Here is a 13,959-nt window from a genome sequence, read left to right as displayed (position 1 = left end):
CCGATAGGGGTGTTGCTCTGCCCGCCCCCCGATGGGGCGGTCACAGCGCACGCTACACCTGTCCGCAGCAGCGCCGATACAGCAGTGACGGGCGTTGCCGTCCGGGCTGTCAGGTCGGCAGGGACAGGGGGGCGATGCTGTTGCACTTCAACGCACGGTCCTGCTCGTGCACGAAGTACGAGCACACCACCACCGTGCCGTCACGCAACGACAGGGGGATGTGCCCCCACCACAGGTTGTCGAAGCCCAGCTCGCGGCGCACACCCTGGTAGGGATCTTCGAAGCGGGACAGCACCCACGCCGTCACCAGGTTGATCAAATCCTGGTCGGGCTGTTCGGTGGCGATCCATATGTCGAGGTGCTGTTCGAAGCCGCGAAGCTGCCAGAGGTGGGGGTCAGACACCGGCGGTGAGCCTCGCCCGCAGCGAGTCGACGCTGTCGGCTGGGCCCGTCTGGTGGTGGGCGGTGGTTTCGTACAGCCAGTCACGGACTTGGGCGGTGTCGAGAACAGGGCCATCCACGGCGGCGCCCTCGGTCCGGAAGTAGCCCTTGATCCATTCGTGGCGGATGGGGACACGTCCGCCGGGGGAGCGGCTGGAGTCGGCGAGCTGCCACGGCGTCTCGTTGTGGGTGAGACGTTCAAGGTCGTTGCCCGTCAGGTTGCCGTAGCGGGAGATCACGTAGCCGATCGTATTCAGCTCGGCCTCGCCTAGACGGTCAGACGCGGCCGGGATGTCGCCGTCTTTCTCCTGCCGCCACAGCACGCCGACGACGGGGCCCATGTCCCACGCGGAGATCGTCTCGGCGAACAGCGGCCGGTCGAAGGTGGCGAGGTGGTGGCCCTGGCAGTAGTAGAGCAGCTTGTGCAGCTTCTTCGTGCCGAGGCCGGGCAGCCGGCGGCGAAGTTCGGCGGCGATGTCGTGGGCGGAAGCGGCGGCGGGCATAAGGTCATTCTAGTGCCGGGGACGACGGTCCGGCAGGGTACGAAACGGGCGGTCACTGGCTGTGACCTGCTGGTTTGTGTGCTAGTGGCCGCCCGTCAATGATCGTCAGGCGGTGAGCCGCATGTGTCGCACTTCCACGCCGGGGCGCACCAGTGTTGTGTCGCCGACCTGGATCCAGCCGCCGTGCCAGATGCCTCCGCCGTGGTGCTCGCCGAGGCAGGAGCATTGACAGTCGTCGCCTTCCGCCGTCTGGCAGCGGTCGTCGCAGCGTTCGGTGGTGGAGAACTCGACGGTCACGTCCACCTGGCCGAACCGGTCGAGTAGGTGGCCGACGAGTTTTGCGAAGTGGTTGCGGGCGATCAGCCACTGGCCGGTGGGCTTGTCGTAGATGGGTTGGATGCGGGCACCAAGGGTGGCGTGGATCCACCGCCGGTTGGAGCCTCCTTCGTAGGGCACCCGCAGGCGCAGCCGGTCGGGTTGCAGGGGGCGGTAGATGTGCGGGGTGGGCATCGGGGGTGGCCTCCGTTCGCGGGTGGGGACAGCCGGCCTATGCGCCAGCGCGCCGGTTCGTGTTCACCCGCACCTGCTGGTTGCCGGCTGGTGCAGGTCGATCAGCGGGCCAGCCACGGCCGCGCCTCACGTCCCGGGTTGGGCAGGTAGATGACGGGCACCATCGCGAGTCCTTGCGGTGAGGTGCCGACCGCCGCCGGGTGGTCGGGGCGGCATTGGGTGCAAACGCGCGGCTGACCCGGGACGATTGACGGTGGCGGGTCGGGTTCCGCGCCACCAGTGCCCGCAGCCGGCGATCACGAGGGCGCGGACGGGTTCGTTCGGGCGGGTGTCGTCCATTGGGGTCCTTTCGTGGTGGGTGGCCCGCTCAGATCGCCTTAGAGGAGTCGGGGCGAGCTGGGGGTGCGGGGCGGACGATCCTGGGCTGTGCGTCGATCCTGGCGGGCGGCTGGGCTGGTTCCGTCACCCCACCGAGCGCAACTATCTCGGCGGGTGCGAGTCCAGTCAGGAGCGCCACCGCGGACACCACAGTGCCGTCGAGGCGGGCAAGCGCGTCGACCACCTGCCCGTGATGCCGGCCGCGGTCAATCACCCCTGCCTGCCGCAGGCTGCGCAGTAGTGACCGGCCCCCGGAAAGTCCTCGCACACCGGGCAGTCGGGGTCGGTACCCGCTTTGACCAGACGCAGTTCCAGCTCATCAACCACATCCAGCGCCGTCCTACCCGTCTGCCCTGCAAGCTCGGACGCCAGCCTGCCCGCGAACAGGCACGCCACCATCAGCTTGCGGTACAGAATCTTCCCCGCCTCACTGGCCACCTCGGTCGGGTCGGTGCTGTCGATGGGGATGCTCCCGTATACGGCATGCCAGGCCAGTTCCGCTGGGCTGCTTCCCGGGGGGTTGGTGTCGTCATCTGCGACGGCAATGCGGGCGCGTAGGAGCGCCGCGAACTCACTGAGCTCGGCGGTGAACTGATCGGTGGTGTTGGGGTCCATTAGGAGGGGTCTCCGTCCGCAGGTCGTGTCAGTGGGTGGTTGCTGGTGGTGCGGAACGCGCGGGCGAGGTGGTCGCGCATCGACTCCCCGTACAGGGTGATGGTGCAGTCGTGCCCGCACTCCAACAGCCACGGCAGGCCGGCAGCAACCTCGGCGTCGTTGGCGGGGCGCAGAACGGTGCATCCGCTGCCAACCCACGCGGAGGTGTGGTGCCCGCAGTCGGGGCACACCGGGTGCGTTGGGTTGGCGGCGGTCGGCTCGGGGGGTGGTGCGGCGCCGCAAAGACGCCGCACCACTCCGGGCGCGGCCAGTCATCGGCTGGTCTCCGGGTCGTCGTAGGCGGTGGCGTGATGCCGGGCGATCCGGGCAGCCTGCACGGCCGTGCGGTTGTCGGTGGGAAAGTGGGTAAGGATCGCGTCGCCGATGTCCTCCGCCACCTCGGCACGCACCACCCGCAGGTCGGGGGTGGGCTGCTGAACCTTGGTGAGGGCCGCCGCGACGGCTTGCGCTTCCGCCCACTCCACCGCCGGATCCTTCCATCCCTGCGCCTCGTACAGCACCTGCTGGTATTGGATGTCTTCGACGCGTCCGTCTGTGAGTAGCGCGCGAACCACCATGATGCGGTGGTGGTGGGCGGGCAAGGACCCGGATGCCGGCCACACTTCGCCCCACTGGTCGACGACGATCGCCGTCCACACCACGGCCATCAGGTTGGGGGCGGTCATGCGGGGGTGTCCTCGCCGAGTTCGGCCAGCCGTGCGGCCAGATAGCGGTCGGCAGCCCGATCCCACAGTGGTTGCCGCAGGTGTTCGGGCAGCAGTTCGGCGGCTTCCTCAACGCTGATGCCGGGCTGCGTCGTACGGATGGGACGCAGGTGCGCTTCGAGCTCTTCTTCCACGTGCACGGGTAGGGGCATGATCGTGTCTCCGTCCGGTTAGCCGCGCTCGGCGGCAGGGGTTGTGGTGGGGCCGTAGCGCAACTCCCACCCAGCGGCCGGATCCGCGCCGACGTGGTGGAGCACGCAACCGCGCGACGCATGGTCCATGCGCTGCCCCACCCACCGGCGGGCCGTGCCGAGCAGGTAGACGACTGTGCCGTGTTCCGGGCCGCCGACGACCGTCGCTTCGAACGCCTGATCCTCCACAGGCTGCACGTACTGGCCGGTGTGCACGAACACCCACCCGTGAGCGCGGCGCTCCAACACGTACCGCTCGACGGTGTCGTCGGCACCGACACCACCGCGTCCGAGGCCACGGGTGGGGTAGTCGAAGGTGAGCCCGTGTCGCAGGTCGTCGGCCGTGTAGTCCTGGTCGTTGGTGTCACCGTGGAGCGGGCCGCCGTCGTAGTGGACGGGGATGGTGTCGTAGTGGTCCATGTGTCCTCCGAGGTCAGCCGCGCTCGGCGGCGGTGAGGGTGCGGGCGAGGGGTAACGCTGCGGCCACCGCGGCGGACGCTCAGTTGGGTGTGATGACGTGCCTGCGTTCCCGGCACCCGAACGTGGGCGGGGCCGGGTGGCAGTGCTGGCAGACCGGTTCGCCGGTTGGGGAGACGATCGTGCGGCGGTAGCCTGCGTTCAGGATGGCGAGGGCCATGGACCAGCTCGCGGATCCGATGCCGCGTATCCGGGCGTCGGCCATGACGTCCATGAGTGCCATCACCTCGTCGTCGCTGTGAGGGGCAGGGATTGTGGGGGGCAGGTCGGCCATGGGATCACCTCGGATTGGTCGGCTCGGCGGCGGGATTCACGGGCGGTCTCCCGTCCACGGGACCGCGGTCCGTTCGCCCAACCACACCGTGTCCCCGGCCAGCATCCGCCGGGGCCCGTTCGACGGCACCCGCATCTTCCCGGTGCCGCCGGTGGCGGTCATCTCCAGCCAGGTGCCGTGCACCGACCCGAGGTCTTCCACCCACAACCCCCCGTCGTCATCGGTGGTGATGCGGGCGTGACGGGGTGACACGTGCGGGTCGGTGTGGATGCGCACGTCGCAGTCGGCGGCGGCACCGAGGACGGTGATGCTGGCGTATCCGCGCAGGGCGTCCTGGGCGGCGTCGCAGGTCGTGTCCATCAGGTACCTCCGGTAGTCGTCTTCGGTTTCATCGCGGCCGTCGAACAGATGCGCCTCATCGTGGTCGTTCATCGGTGTGCCTCCGTGGTGTCGGTGGGTTAGCCGCGTACGGCGGCGGGGGATGTGTCAACGTGCAGCCAGGCGGTGGTGACACGCCCCTGACCGTCGACCCAGGAGCGGCACTGGGCGGCGCAGCCGGTGGTGTCGTCGGCGATGCCGCACTCAACCAGCTCGTAGCGCTCGTACGACGGCCCCCACGCGATGACGCCTTGGCCGAGGTGCTGGCAGTCGGTGTGCGGGCAGGGGCCGAGCACCGGCAGGGGGTGCTCGTTCTTGAACCAGCGAATGTCGCCGGGTTGGTCCAGGTGGGGTTCGGCCACGGGTCAGCCCTCGGGCTGCTCGACGCAGCGAATGTCGTGCTGGTGCCCGCGCACCCCGTCACCGGGGCAGTCCGGGGAGCGGTGGCCTTCGTACTGGCGGCCGGAGCCGGTGCGGAGCCTCACCCAGTCGCGGCCGTTGTCGGGCTGCCCGGCGGAGGCTTGGGTGAATCGGTTGGAGACTGCGATGACGCTGGACGTGTCGGTCATGGTTCCTCCGGTTGATAGATGATCTGTCAATTCGGCGGTCAGCCGCGCGTGACGGCGGGGCGGGGGTGGCTGTGGCGGGTGGCGTTCGGGCCGGCGAGGGCGCCCGCGTCGGCGACGGTCGGGGAGGCGGTCACTGGGTCGCCGCTTGGTCGATGGCGCGCAGCAGGTCCGACGCCCGAAGCTGGCTGCCCAACCAATGGGGGTCTGTGGTGCCGATGCAGTCGTCGCGGCCGTCCTCACGAACCAGCCACGCGGCAGCGGCCAGCACCAACCGGTTGTTGTCGGCCAGGCCGGGGGCGGCATCGGTGCGGGTCCACCAGTGGTCGGACATGTTGATGTGTTCGACGCCGTGCGCGACGGCGGTGCCGGTCATGTCGTCATCGGCCGGGGTGTTGGAGTCTTCGAGCGGGCAGCCGGGGGTGTTGCAGACGGCCCACCCGGTAAGCGAGGTCAGCGTGTCGGTCATGGTGGTCTCCTTCGAGGGGTCGGGGTCAGCCGCGCGAAACGGCGGGCGCGGCGGCGTTCTTACGGGCAACCACACCCGTGCCCTGGCAATGCCAGCACGGGGCCGGCGTCAACGCCTCCGTGATCGTGTCCAGGACTGCCGCCAACTCGGCATCCCAGCGGGCCTTCGCGTCGGCCCGAGTCCGACCGGCAATCACATCCGGCACCTGCACCGACACCTCAAGGCGCTTTGTTTCCACCACCTCCCGGCCGCGCCTCAACTTCTGCCCGCTGCGGCCCGTGTCGTGCACGAACCGGGTGTGGTGCGGCTCGTACGGCACCTCCGTGGACACCCGCACCACCGTCGGCCGTTCCCGATCGACGCGGGCCCCGTCGAGATACCGGGAACCCACCACCGGGAGGCGTCCGGCGGCGTCCGCAACGGCCTGCCGGAACCCTTCCAGGTGGCCGGGGAACAGGTGGTGCACCGCCGGATGCCGGCGGAGTTCGTCGCGCAGGTTCGGCACCCACCGCAGCCCGTCGTCGGGTGCGGGCGCGGCGTCGTCGACCACGATCATGTCGTCGTCGGGGAACAGGCGGGTGACCGGCGGCCCGTCCACGTAAACGGCACGGTAAAGCGCGGTGGCGGTGTCGTCGTCCAAGTCGAGCGCCGCCAACCCGTCGGCGGGCAGGGTCGCCGGGAGTTTCACCGACTCCATGTCCGGGTCGTCCAGCCGGTAGCCGGTCTTGCGGGGCGGGCCGGGCTGGGTGACGGTGATGTCCTGTACCCGTCCGGGTGCTTGATGCCAGCCGCCGCCTATGCGGTTCGGGCTGGTTCGGGTGGGGGTGAGGGTGTTCCCGTCGGCGGTGGTCCAGGTGGTGTCGGCGCGCGTGTAGGTGACACCGAATGGCCGGGCGGGCAGCAGGTAGTAGGTGGTGTTGTCGTCGGTGAGGGCAACGATCTGGTTGTCGGTGTCCGTCATGGTGATCTCCTTCGCAAGGGTGGGGTCAGCCGCGTGAGACGGCGGGGGCGAGCAGGTCCACGCGGCCATGCTCGATCAGGTACGCCACCAGCCGGGCACGAGCCTCCGGGGTGTCGTTGTGCTGGCGGTTGAACAGCGGGCGGTGCTGCTCGATCGCGGCCTTCTCCGCGACCTCCGCCTCTCGGCGTGACGGGAACGGTTCCACCTCACACCGTCGCGCGAACACGCTCCACGACGATCGCTTCGCGTGGTTGGTTTGACGCACTGCCAGGTCCCGAGTGATGCCGATGTACAGCAGGACGCCTGCGGCGTCGTACCAGAAGTAGAGGACCGTCTCCTCGCGTCGCAGCTCGTACAGAAAGCTGTTCAGGTTCTCCCGCTGCAACCAGATGGGCTCGTCGGGACGCAGCCGTGCCGCCATGCGCTCGTGAGTGGTGAGCACATCGCGCAGGAGCTCGTCGTTGACACTCCCGGCCAGTCGGGATCTGACAGCGGCGGCGGTGAGGTCGGCGCCTTCGTGGTGCATGCGGATGAAGGTTTCGCAGATGGTCCGGTGGTCGCCGTTGAAGTGGGCTGGGTGGAGGTCACCGACAGCAGCGGTGAGCAGGTCGGTGCCGCCGGTCAGCACGATGGCGAGGGCCGCGCCTTCAACGAGATGCCGCCACTCTTGGCCTTCCGGCCGGTTGGTGTCGAGGGCGGCTGGCACGCTTGCGAAGGTGAGTGTGCCGCTGGGGGTGGTCATCGGGTTGCCTCCACGGGGGTGAGTAGGTGGTTCATCGCCATACTGCGGTCAGCCTTGCTCGCCGTGCTCGAACCGGGCCGAACGGGCAGCGGTGTACGCGCCGTGGATGTCAGGGCAGGGAAAGCCGTAGCCGCTCATGCCCAGTGGGTTCGACGGGTGTTTCGGTTCGCGCCCTCGTCCTCGTTGGATCAGAAGGACATTGCCGATGCCGGTGAAGTGGTGCGAGTGCTCGGGGTCGCCGGAGTCGCAGATGACCAACATTTGCTGCCATGCCGTCCAACGGCCGTCGATGAGGGTGATGCCTTGGTGGAACAGGGGACGGTCGGGGATGGGGCCGAAAACGACGATGCGAGGGAGTAGGGTCGGCCAGCCCTCGCGGCTGCTCAACGTCAGGGGGAGGCCGTGCTCTTTGCTGGCCGCGTCGGCGAGCAGGTTGCAGTCGACTGCGTCGGGTGACCCCTTTACCTCAATCCAGGTGGACGCTTGGGGGAGGTAGAAGTCGGGCAGGTAGCGGCGTCGCCGGTCGGCGGGGCCGATTTCGTAGCCTTCCGGTTCGTACAGCCATTCGATGCGTAGGTGGTCGAAGAAGACGGCGGTCCGCGCTTCGAGGCGGGACCGGAAGCGGCAGCCGGCGTACCGGGTTTCGATGGGCGTGGGATCGGTCATCGGGTGGGCTCCGGTTCGTGGTCGAGGATGGCGGGCTGCTCGGCGTTCCAGGGATCTTCTTGGCCGGTGTCGAGTGTCAGCCAGCCGGCGGCCTTCTCGGCTTCGGCGGACTTGCGCCGCGCCCAGCCGGCCATGTGAGTGCCCTCGGGGACGTTGACCCGTTTGGCGAGCCCTCGTTCGCTGCTGTGGCCCTGGTAGTCGCGGGCGACGGTGGGGCGAGGGCAGGAGCCACAGCGGACCGTGGTGCTGTACATCTCCGACCACACCTCGCCCTTGCCAGCGCAGTTGGTGCAGGCAGCCAGGGCGGCGAGCGCCTGCTGAACGTGGTGGGCGAGATGGTTCCGCTCGTCGAGAGACGTCCACCAGCCGAGGCCCCTGATGCCGGGGTTCTCGGCTTCGATGACCTGGACGACCTGTTCGGCGAGGTGGGCGGGGGAGCCGTGCTTGATGACGAGCTGGTGGCGTAGGTCGTGGTTGGGTTTCGGGTCTGCTGACGAAGTCGAGTCGTCTCTCTCTCGGTCGTCGGCGGGGTCGCGCGGAGGTGGAACCGGCGTACGAGCAGAGAGAGAAGAAGGGTTGTTCAAAGGATCATTCAAAGGCTTCTTCTGGCTCCCTTCCAAGGGAGGAGTCGACTCCCCTTCCAAGGGAGGGGTAGTCCCCCCTTCCAAGGTGGGGGTCCCTTCCAAGGGAGGGGTCCCATCTATGGGGGGAGTGTCGGAATCCTCGCCTTTGCGTAGTCCGCTCTTGTTCCGCGATTCCTTCTGGGGCTTCGGGCCTTTCAGGTGCAGCGGCACGTCGTAGACCGTTGGGCGCTGACCCGGCGGAAGGTGAGCAACGAGGGACTGGTCACCCAAGACGATCAGGCCGAGTTCGCGGAGACGGACGATCTCGCGTTGCGCCTGCTTGACCGACTTGCCGGCCTTCGCGGCGATGGTCTTGGTGTTCTGCCGTGACCCCTTGCCGTCTTTGCCGCAGCGGCGGGCGATGACGATGAGCGTCCACGCTAGGTCGGCAGGCACGGGGGCGTCGTCGATCACCCATGCGATGGCGCGCTGGCCAACCCAGTCGGGCCGGGCGGTGTCGTCGGAAGGCGTGTCAGCGCTCACGGGGCGACACCTCCCGGGATCGCACACCAGTACGCCAGGTACTTTGCATGTAGCGGAGCTACCTCTCCGTTAGGGGCTGGGGTTCAGGCGTTGGCGCGCCTCCCGGCCCCGACCTAGTTGTGGGTGTCCCCGACTCGCCGCTTGCGTAGCCGTTCGGCTTCGGCCTTGTTGAACGCCTTGCGCTGTTCGTCGGTCATGGCGTCGCGGCGCAGCATTTCGCGGGTGCGTTCGATGGCCTTGGAGATCGCCACCTGCGGCACCCCGTCGGCGATGGCGGCGCGCAGCGTTTCGCGATACCGCTCCTCAGCTCGGGCGATGTCGTTCCACGCGTCGATCACGTCTTGCAAGTTGGTCACCTCCTCATGGTCTGGGTTGCCTACTGTCGTTCGCAACTTCGCCTATGATCGTATGCCTAGAATACTTGACACGCAAGTCGGGTGGCCCTACGGTTAGGTCATCAGCAAGACGGCACCGGGAAGCGCGCCAACGCCAACGGGGCCCCGATCGGGAGGTAGCCCGAGATGTCCAACGCTGTCATCAGCGTGCCCGGCGAGCAGGTCGTCACGACCGCAGGCCGGTACACCATCACCGCACAGATCACCGTCGACGGCGGCCACAGCATCCACGTGATGCTCGGCCCCAACCCCGTCCCCGAGCTGTGCTTCAGCAGCCCGGACCGCGCCACCGCCAGCCTCGCCTTCCGCACCATCGCCGAGGGCGGCGAGCAGGGTGTCAGCCCGGAGGGCGTTCGGGAGGCCCTCACCGACGCGCTGACCCGGGACCTGCACGAGGTGCAGCGCCGCCACGACCTGCCGTCCCGCAACCGGGTCGAGCACATCAACAACCTGCTCGACCGGTTGGAGTCGGCCGCCGACACCGCCCGGGTCGCCGAGTTGGTCGAGCACGTCCGCCGCAACCTGGCCGACACGGTGCCCGCCGGCCGGCAGCCGCAGGTCGCCCGGTCCCGCTCCGGTGTCGAGCAGAAGCCGCTCAGCGCCCCGCAGTGCCGGATCGTCGCCGGCCACACCAACGGCATCGTCCGCGCCGGCAACGGCGTCGGGTGGCTGTCGCTCCAGTCGATCGCCCGCAAGGGCTACGCGGAGATCCTGACCCGGTCGGGGCAGAAGGTCACCGCGATCCGGCTCAACAAGCAGGGCATGGCCGCTGTGAAGGCGGTGGCGTGATGGCGACGATCACCAGCGAGTCCGCCGAGTTCCGCACCCGCGACGGCCGCACCCTGACCATCACCGCCACCCTCAAGCCGGGTGCCATGTGGCCGACTCTCACCCACACGATGGACGGCCAGCCGGTCCGGTTCGACACGGACATGGTCACCGTCAAAACGTGGCAGGCCATCAACCGGCAGGTATGCGCCTGGACGGAGACGGCCCGATGACCGCCCCGACGATCGCAACCGCCCTTTTCATGCCCGACGAGCCGAACTGGTGCGACGGTGCCTGCCAGCACCCCGACCCCGGGGTTATCGACCACTACTCCCGCACCTGGGAGGGCGAGGATCTGCACGACGGGGCGTCCTGGCGGGTGCAGGTCACCCAGCGCGTCCAGCAGGCCCCCGACGGGAGTGTCATCGAGGGCCGGGCGGTCATCGACGTGACCGGTGTGGAAGGCGCGTACGGGTCGACGTCCAGTTTGGCGCGGGCGCTCATGCTCGCCCAGGTGCTGGCCGACCGCATCAACGCCGACCGTAGGCGGGGTGCGTGATGGCCGACGAGAAGACCACCCGCGCGGAGATCACCCACCCCGACTGGTGCCAGCGGGACCGCTGCACCACCAGCCCCGACGGGTCCGTTATCCACAGGCACCTGTTCGGCACCATCGCCACCGCAAACATCGAGGCAGATGTCACCGTCGAACGAGCCGATGAAGCCGACGGGGATAGGTGCAAGCCAGGTTCGGAGCGCGCCTACCTGCGTATCACCCGGCCCGGGTTCTTCTCGGCCGGGGACCTGGACCGGGTGTACCGGTTGATGGGCCGGGCGGCGACGTTCTCGGGGCAGCGGAACGGGCGGTTGTACTGATGGCCGGGAAGGACCGCACCGACGACAAGCCGCTGCCGCCCTACGACTGGGCCGCGAAGCCGCCAACCAAGGACACCGACGCCGCCGCCGCGCAGATGTTGGCCGACAAGAGCAGGAGCCGTCGGTGGTAGACGCAACGCAGGCCACCGCACTGCACCTGATCGCCGCTGGTGGTGTGTCAGCCGACCAGCACGAGTCGATTGTCCTGCCCGACGGCCTCGACCTGGCCGAGGTGGGGGAGCTGCGACTGCTGGTCGTGGTGGCGATCGATCGGAGCCTCGCCTACCGGGCTGCCCCCGTCGGCACACCCGGCGTGCACCCGGTGCGGTTGACCACCCTCGGGGAGGTGGTGCTGCGGCGCGGCAACCCGGACGACTACGCCTCCCGGCACGCCTTCGAGGTGCGGGACGGTCAGGTCACCGCCACGGAGGTGCTGCGGTGAACGGGCCGAGTCGTTACGCCCGCACGGAGGTGGTGGCGCAGGCCGCCGCACTCCAGTCGGCCGCCCGGCGTTTCGACCAGGCCCTTACCTCCGGGGCCCCGGTCAATCAGCAGCGGTACGAGGCCCGCACCGACCGGATCGCCCGGACGGTGTCCCGGTGACCGCCGACGTTCGCTCCATCAACGCGCAGCGGGACCGCAACCAGCGGGCCGCCGACGACCGGAACCTCGCCGAGGCCGAGCGGATCCGCGCCGGCCTGACCAGCGCCGACAGCAAGCGCCGCAACTCCAAGTAGCCACACCCCTGCCGGGCCCCGTCGAGGGGGCGGGGCCCGGCACACCCAAGCGCACCCTTTTCATCCCGCTTTAGGAGCATTGCCATGACTGCCAGCGTGACCATCGGTTACACCTCCCGCGAGACCCGCGTCCGCACCATCGAGCTAGGCGACGGGCAGCGCACCGTCCGGGTTCGCACCGGCCGCAGCAACACCCGCCGGCAGGCCATCAACGAGTCGTGGGGCAACCGCTGATGGGCCGCCGTGTTGCCGCCCGGATCCGGTGGGTGCTGCGCCGGGTCTTGCCGCTCACCCTCACCCACGACCAGGCCGCCCTGTACGACGCGGTCACCGTGCACGGGAGCCTCGGCAGTACCGACCACGCCGTGCTGCTGCCGAAGATCGCCGACCAGATCGGGGCCACCCGCCACGACCTGCGGGTAGTTGCCCACATCCTCGGCTGCGACTGCTGACCGTCTGTACGTGAGCCTGCCGGGCCGGACCCCGCAACCCCGGCCCGAGCAGGGTCACCACAGGCGACCACCGACCCCGCCAACAGGAAGAGACACCATGACCAGCAGGCAGCACACCGCCCGGCAGGCCGGACCGATCACCCTCGACGCCCGAGTCACCGCCGGCAACATCCGAGTCACCGTCGAGAACCGCACCCACGCCGAGATCACCATCTCCACCGCCGACACCACCGGCCCGTCCGCCGACGCCGTCAACAACGCGACCATCAACGACCAAGGCGACCGGATCACCGCCGAGGTGCGGAACAGCGGCGGCGGAGGTGTCGTCATGCAGAGCGGCGGCGTGCAGACCAACGTGTTCCGCAGCGGCGGCGGCATCACCGTCACCCAGGTCGGCGGGAACGTGTACGGCACCGTCGTCGGCGCGGTCGTCAGCGGCCGGGACATCATCGTCAACGGCGTCCACGTCGGCGGTGGGGGAGGTGTCCTCGTCGGCGGCAGCCCGATCGTGATCGAGGCTCGGCTTCCCGTCGGGTCGTCGCTCGCCGCCGACACCACGTCCGCTGACATCGACGCCACCGGACCGCTCACGCGGGCGCAGATCCGCGCCGTGTCGGGTGACGTCAACCTCGACGGAGTGGCTTCTCTGGACGTATCCACCACGTCGGGGGACACGACGGTCGCGGCGTTCGCAGGCAGCGGGCAGGTGCGTGCGGTGTCCGGGGATGTGCGGGTCACCGCCGTTCAGGAGTCGTCACTCCAGGTGCGGACCGTGTCGGGAGACGTACGGATCACGGGGGCTCGGGTGGCGCTGGATGCGTCAACCGTTTCGGGCCGGGTGTCGCAGCGATGACCGTCGTGAGCTTTATGCAGGCCATCACCTGCGGGATGTGCGGGCTTCCCTCCTGCATGGGCCACCCCACCTGGCCGTCGATCACCAACCGGAAGGCAGCCTGATGTACGGCTACAACAGCGACACCACCACCAAGGTTCCGGCAGGGGAAACCGACTACCTCGCCAAGGCGGGCGACCTGCTCGCCAAAGCCGCCGAGGCGAACGAGCAGGAGAACCGCTCCTACCGCATCCTCCTGATTCAGGGCCGGGAGCGGATCGCCGCCCAGTACGCGCAGCTTGCTGCCATCCAGCGCGGGCAGCTCCCAACCTCCCTGGCCAAGGTGCTGCTCGACCACCTCACCGGCGACCCGCAGTGACCGCCGAAACGGGCAGCATCCTCGACCAGGCATGTGAGCGGGTCGACGCCCACCACCAGCGCGTCGACAACAAAGCAAGCGTCCTGTTGGCCCTCAACTTTGGGGTCGCGGGCCTGGCTGGTGCGGCGATCACCCAGGCCCCCGGATGGGCGGCCACCGCCGTCGCGGCGGGCACACTGCTGCCGCTGGTGCTGTCGACGCTCACCGCTCTCACCGCGTTCATGCCCAACCTGTCCGGCCAGTGGGGGTTCGTGGCCTACGCCGCAGCCGCCAGCCCCGGCGAGGTCGTCAAACGGGTGCGGGAGGACCACGAGCAGCAGGCATCGCGGCTGGCGGGCACGTCGTGGTCGGTGTACCGCAAGTACCGCCGGATGCGTATAGCGGTCGCCGCGTCGACTGCGGGGATTGCCGCCGGTGCGGCGGTGGCTGCCGCGGTGGGTGTGGACCGCCTGGTGTGACCAGCCCCATGGCCGCTGGCC

The 13,959-nt window shown here is 69.1% G+C and carries 30 protein-coding genes; 13 read left to right on the top strand and 17 right to left on the bottom strand.

The genetic code is table 11. The features are described 5' to 3' along the window. Positions 1-109: 109 nt before the first annotated feature. The 17 genes from ACH4T9_RS12995 to ACH4T9_RS12915 all read right to left on the bottom strand — a co-directional run bounded on the left by ACH4T9_RS12995 (position 110) and on the right by ACH4T9_RS12915 (position 9,397). Positions 110-403: a hypothetical protein gene (locus ACH4T9_RS12995; protein WP_396671259.1), complete on the bottom strand. Its 294-nt coding sequence runs from the start codon at positions 401-403 to the stop codon at positions 110-112. Continuing rightward, entirely contained in the window at positions 396-944 is a 549-nt protein-coding gene (locus ACH4T9_RS12990; protein WP_396671258.1) for a Panacea domain-containing protein, read from the bottom strand. The genes ACH4T9_RS12995 and ACH4T9_RS12990 overlap by 8 nt, the downstream gene beginning before the upstream one ends. 105 nt (positions 945-1,049) lie before the next feature. Beyond that, on the bottom strand, positions 1,050-1,454 hold the full coding sequence (locus ACH4T9_RS12985) for a hypothetical protein (RefSeq protein WP_396671257.1): 405 nt from the start codon (positions 1,452-1,454) through the stop codon (positions 1,050-1,052). Between the two features lie 588 nt (positions 1,455-2,042). Then, on the bottom strand, positions 2,043-2,447 hold the full coding sequence (locus tag ACH4T9_RS12980) for a hypothetical protein (protein ID WP_396671256.1): 405 nt from the start codon (positions 2,445-2,447) through the stop codon (positions 2,043-2,045). A gap of 311 nt (positions 2,448-2,758) precedes the next feature. Next, on the bottom strand, positions 2,759-3,172 hold the full coding sequence (locus tag ACH4T9_RS12975) for a hypothetical protein (RefSeq protein ID WP_396671255.1): 414 nt from the start codon (positions 3,170-3,172) through the stop codon (positions 2,759-2,761). Next, positions 3,169-3,363, bottom strand: a complete 195-nt coding sequence (locus tag ACH4T9_RS12970; protein WP_396671254.1) for a hypothetical protein — start codon at positions 3,361-3,363, stop codon at positions 3,169-3,171. The genes ACH4T9_RS12975 and ACH4T9_RS12970 overlap by 4 nt, the downstream gene beginning before the upstream one ends. Before the next feature lie 18 nt (positions 3,364-3,381). Next, positions 3,382-3,822 (bottom strand): hypothetical protein, encoded by a 441-nt coding sequence (locus ACH4T9_RS12965; RefSeq protein WP_396671253.1) that lies wholly within the window; start codon positions 3,820-3,822, stop codon positions 3,382-3,384. 79 nt (positions 3,823-3,901) lie between these two features. Further along, positions 3,902-4,153, bottom strand: a complete 252-nt coding sequence (locus ACH4T9_RS12960) for a hypothetical protein (RefSeq protein ID WP_396671252.1) — start codon at positions 4,151-4,153, stop codon at positions 3,902-3,904. A gap of 36 nt (positions 4,154-4,189) precedes the next feature. After that, on the bottom strand, positions 4,190-4,585 hold the full coding sequence (locus tag ACH4T9_RS12955) for an FHA domain-containing protein (RefSeq protein WP_396671251.1): 396 nt from the start codon (positions 4,583-4,585) through the stop codon (positions 4,190-4,192). A gap of 26 nt (positions 4,586-4,611) precedes the next feature. Beyond that, positions 4,612-4,893, bottom strand: coding sequence for a hypothetical protein (locus tag ACH4T9_RS12950; RefSeq protein ID WP_396671250.1), 282 nt, complete (start codon positions 4,891-4,893; stop codon positions 4,612-4,614). Between the two features lie 3 nt (positions 4,894-4,896). Then, the gene (locus ACH4T9_RS12945; RefSeq protein ID WP_396671249.1) at positions 4,897-5,100 is read right to left on the bottom strand and encodes a hypothetical protein; all 204 of its coding nucleotides are present in this window, start codon (positions 5,098-5,100) and stop codon (positions 4,897-4,899) included. Between the two features lie 130 nt (positions 5,101-5,230). Next, a complete protein-coding gene (locus tag ACH4T9_RS12940) occupies positions 5,231-5,566 on the bottom strand; it encodes a hypothetical protein (protein WP_396671248.1) in 336 nt (111 codons plus the stop codon). A gap of 25 nt (positions 5,567-5,591) precedes the next feature. After that, positions 5,592-6,527: a hypothetical protein gene (locus ACH4T9_RS12935; protein ID WP_396671247.1), complete on the bottom strand. Its 936-nt coding sequence runs from the start codon at positions 6,525-6,527 to the stop codon at positions 5,592-5,594. Positions 6,528-6,552: 25 nt separating this feature from the next. After that, positions 6,553-7,269 carry a GIY-YIG nuclease family protein gene (locus tag ACH4T9_RS12930; protein WP_396671246.1) on the bottom strand — a complete coding sequence of 239 codons (717 nt, stop codon included), beginning with the start codon at positions 7,267-7,269 and terminating at the stop codon, positions 6,553-6,555. Between the two features lie 48 nt (positions 7,270-7,317). Beyond that, on the bottom strand, positions 7,318-7,935 hold the full coding sequence (locus ACH4T9_RS12925; protein WP_396671245.1) for a hypothetical protein: 618 nt from the start codon (positions 7,933-7,935) through the stop codon (positions 7,318-7,320). Further along, positions 7,932-9,041: a hypothetical protein gene (locus ACH4T9_RS12920; RefSeq protein WP_396671244.1), complete on the bottom strand. Its 1,110-nt coding sequence runs from the start codon at positions 9,039-9,041 to the stop codon at positions 7,932-7,934. The genes ACH4T9_RS12925 and ACH4T9_RS12920 overlap by 4 nt, the downstream gene beginning before the upstream one ends. A 113-nt stretch (positions 9,042-9,154) precedes the next feature. Next, positions 9,155-9,397: a hypothetical protein gene (locus ACH4T9_RS12915; protein WP_396671243.1), complete on the bottom strand. Its 243-nt coding sequence runs from the start codon at positions 9,395-9,397 to the stop codon at positions 9,155-9,157. Positions 9,398-9,562: 165 nt separating this feature from the next. Here ACH4T9_RS12915 and ACH4T9_RS12910 point away from each other — a divergent pair, with 165 nt between their 5' ends. The 13 genes from ACH4T9_RS12910 (at position 9,563) to ACH4T9_RS12850 (ending at position 13,938) form a co-directional block, all read left to right on the top strand. After that, positions 9,563-10,225, top strand: coding sequence for a hypothetical protein (locus ACH4T9_RS12910; protein ID WP_396671242.1), 663 nt, complete (start codon positions 9,563-9,565; stop codon positions 10,223-10,225). Then, positions 10,225-10,437, top strand: coding sequence for a hypothetical protein (locus tag ACH4T9_RS12905; protein WP_396671241.1), 213 nt, complete (start codon positions 10,225-10,227; stop codon positions 10,435-10,437). The genes ACH4T9_RS12910 and ACH4T9_RS12905 overlap by 1 nt, the downstream gene beginning before the upstream one ends. Next, positions 10,434-10,763, top strand: a complete 330-nt coding sequence (locus ACH4T9_RS12900) for a hypothetical protein (protein WP_396671240.1) — start codon at positions 10,434-10,436, stop codon at positions 10,761-10,763. The genes ACH4T9_RS12905 and ACH4T9_RS12900 overlap by 4 nt, the downstream gene beginning before the upstream one ends. Further along, complete coding sequence (locus ACH4T9_RS12895; RefSeq protein ID WP_396671239.1) at positions 10,763-11,080, top strand: hypothetical protein; 318 nt, start codon at positions 10,763-10,765, stop codon at positions 11,078-11,080. Before ACH4T9_RS12900 ends, ACH4T9_RS12895 begins: the two co-directional genes overlap by 1 nt. Beyond that, complete coding sequence (locus ACH4T9_RS12890) at positions 11,080-11,211, top strand: hypothetical protein (protein WP_396671238.1); 132 nt, start codon at positions 11,080-11,082, stop codon at positions 11,209-11,211. Before ACH4T9_RS12895 ends, ACH4T9_RS12890 begins: the two co-directional genes overlap by 1 nt. Further along, positions 11,205-11,522: a hypothetical protein gene (locus ACH4T9_RS12885; RefSeq protein WP_396671237.1), complete on the top strand. Its 318-nt coding sequence runs from the start codon at positions 11,205-11,207 to the stop codon at positions 11,520-11,522. Before ACH4T9_RS12890 ends, ACH4T9_RS12885 begins: the two co-directional genes overlap by 7 nt. Continuing rightward, entirely contained in the window at positions 11,519-11,683 is a 165-nt protein-coding gene (locus ACH4T9_RS12880) for a hypothetical protein (RefSeq protein WP_396671236.1), read from the top strand. The genes ACH4T9_RS12885 and ACH4T9_RS12880 overlap by 4 nt, the downstream gene beginning before the upstream one ends. After that, positions 11,680-11,817, top strand: a complete 138-nt coding sequence (locus tag ACH4T9_RS12875) for a hypothetical protein (RefSeq protein ID WP_396671235.1) — start codon at positions 11,680-11,682, stop codon at positions 11,815-11,817. Before ACH4T9_RS12880 ends, ACH4T9_RS12875 begins: the two co-directional genes overlap by 4 nt. Positions 11,818-11,901: 84 nt before the next feature. Next, a complete protein-coding gene (locus ACH4T9_RS12870; protein ID WP_396671234.1) occupies positions 11,902-12,051 on the top strand; it encodes a hypothetical protein in 150 nt (49 codons plus the stop codon). Next, positions 12,051-12,269 carry a hypothetical protein gene (locus ACH4T9_RS12865; RefSeq protein ID WP_396671233.1) on the top strand — a complete coding sequence of 73 codons (219 nt, stop codon included), beginning with the start codon at positions 12,051-12,053 and terminating at the stop codon, positions 12,267-12,269. Before ACH4T9_RS12870 ends, ACH4T9_RS12865 begins: the two co-directional genes overlap by 1 nt. 97 nt (positions 12,270-12,366) lie before the next feature. Next, on the top strand, positions 12,367-13,122 hold the full coding sequence (locus ACH4T9_RS12860; protein WP_396671232.1) for a DUF4097 family beta strand repeat-containing protein: 756 nt from the start codon (positions 12,367-12,369) through the stop codon (positions 13,120-13,122). A 103-nt stretch (positions 13,123-13,225) separates the two neighbouring features. Then, positions 13,226-13,480: a hypothetical protein gene (locus ACH4T9_RS12855; protein ID WP_396671231.1), complete on the top strand. Its 255-nt coding sequence runs from the start codon at positions 13,226-13,228 to the stop codon at positions 13,478-13,480. Then, positions 13,477-13,938, top strand: coding sequence for a hypothetical protein (locus ACH4T9_RS12850; protein ID WP_396671230.1), 462 nt, complete (start codon positions 13,477-13,479; stop codon positions 13,936-13,938). Before ACH4T9_RS12855 ends, ACH4T9_RS12850 begins: the two co-directional genes overlap by 4 nt. Positions 13,939-13,959 lie beyond the last annotated feature (21 nt).

Origin of the sequence: Micromonospora sp. NPDC020750 (genome assembly GCF_044334565.1) — a bacterium.
GTDB lineage: Bacteria > Actinomycetota > Actinomycetes > Mycobacteriales > Micromonosporaceae > Micromonospora.
The sequence above is the reverse complement of the archived record's forward strand: the minus strand, read 5'-3'. Positions and strand labels throughout refer to the sequence as shown.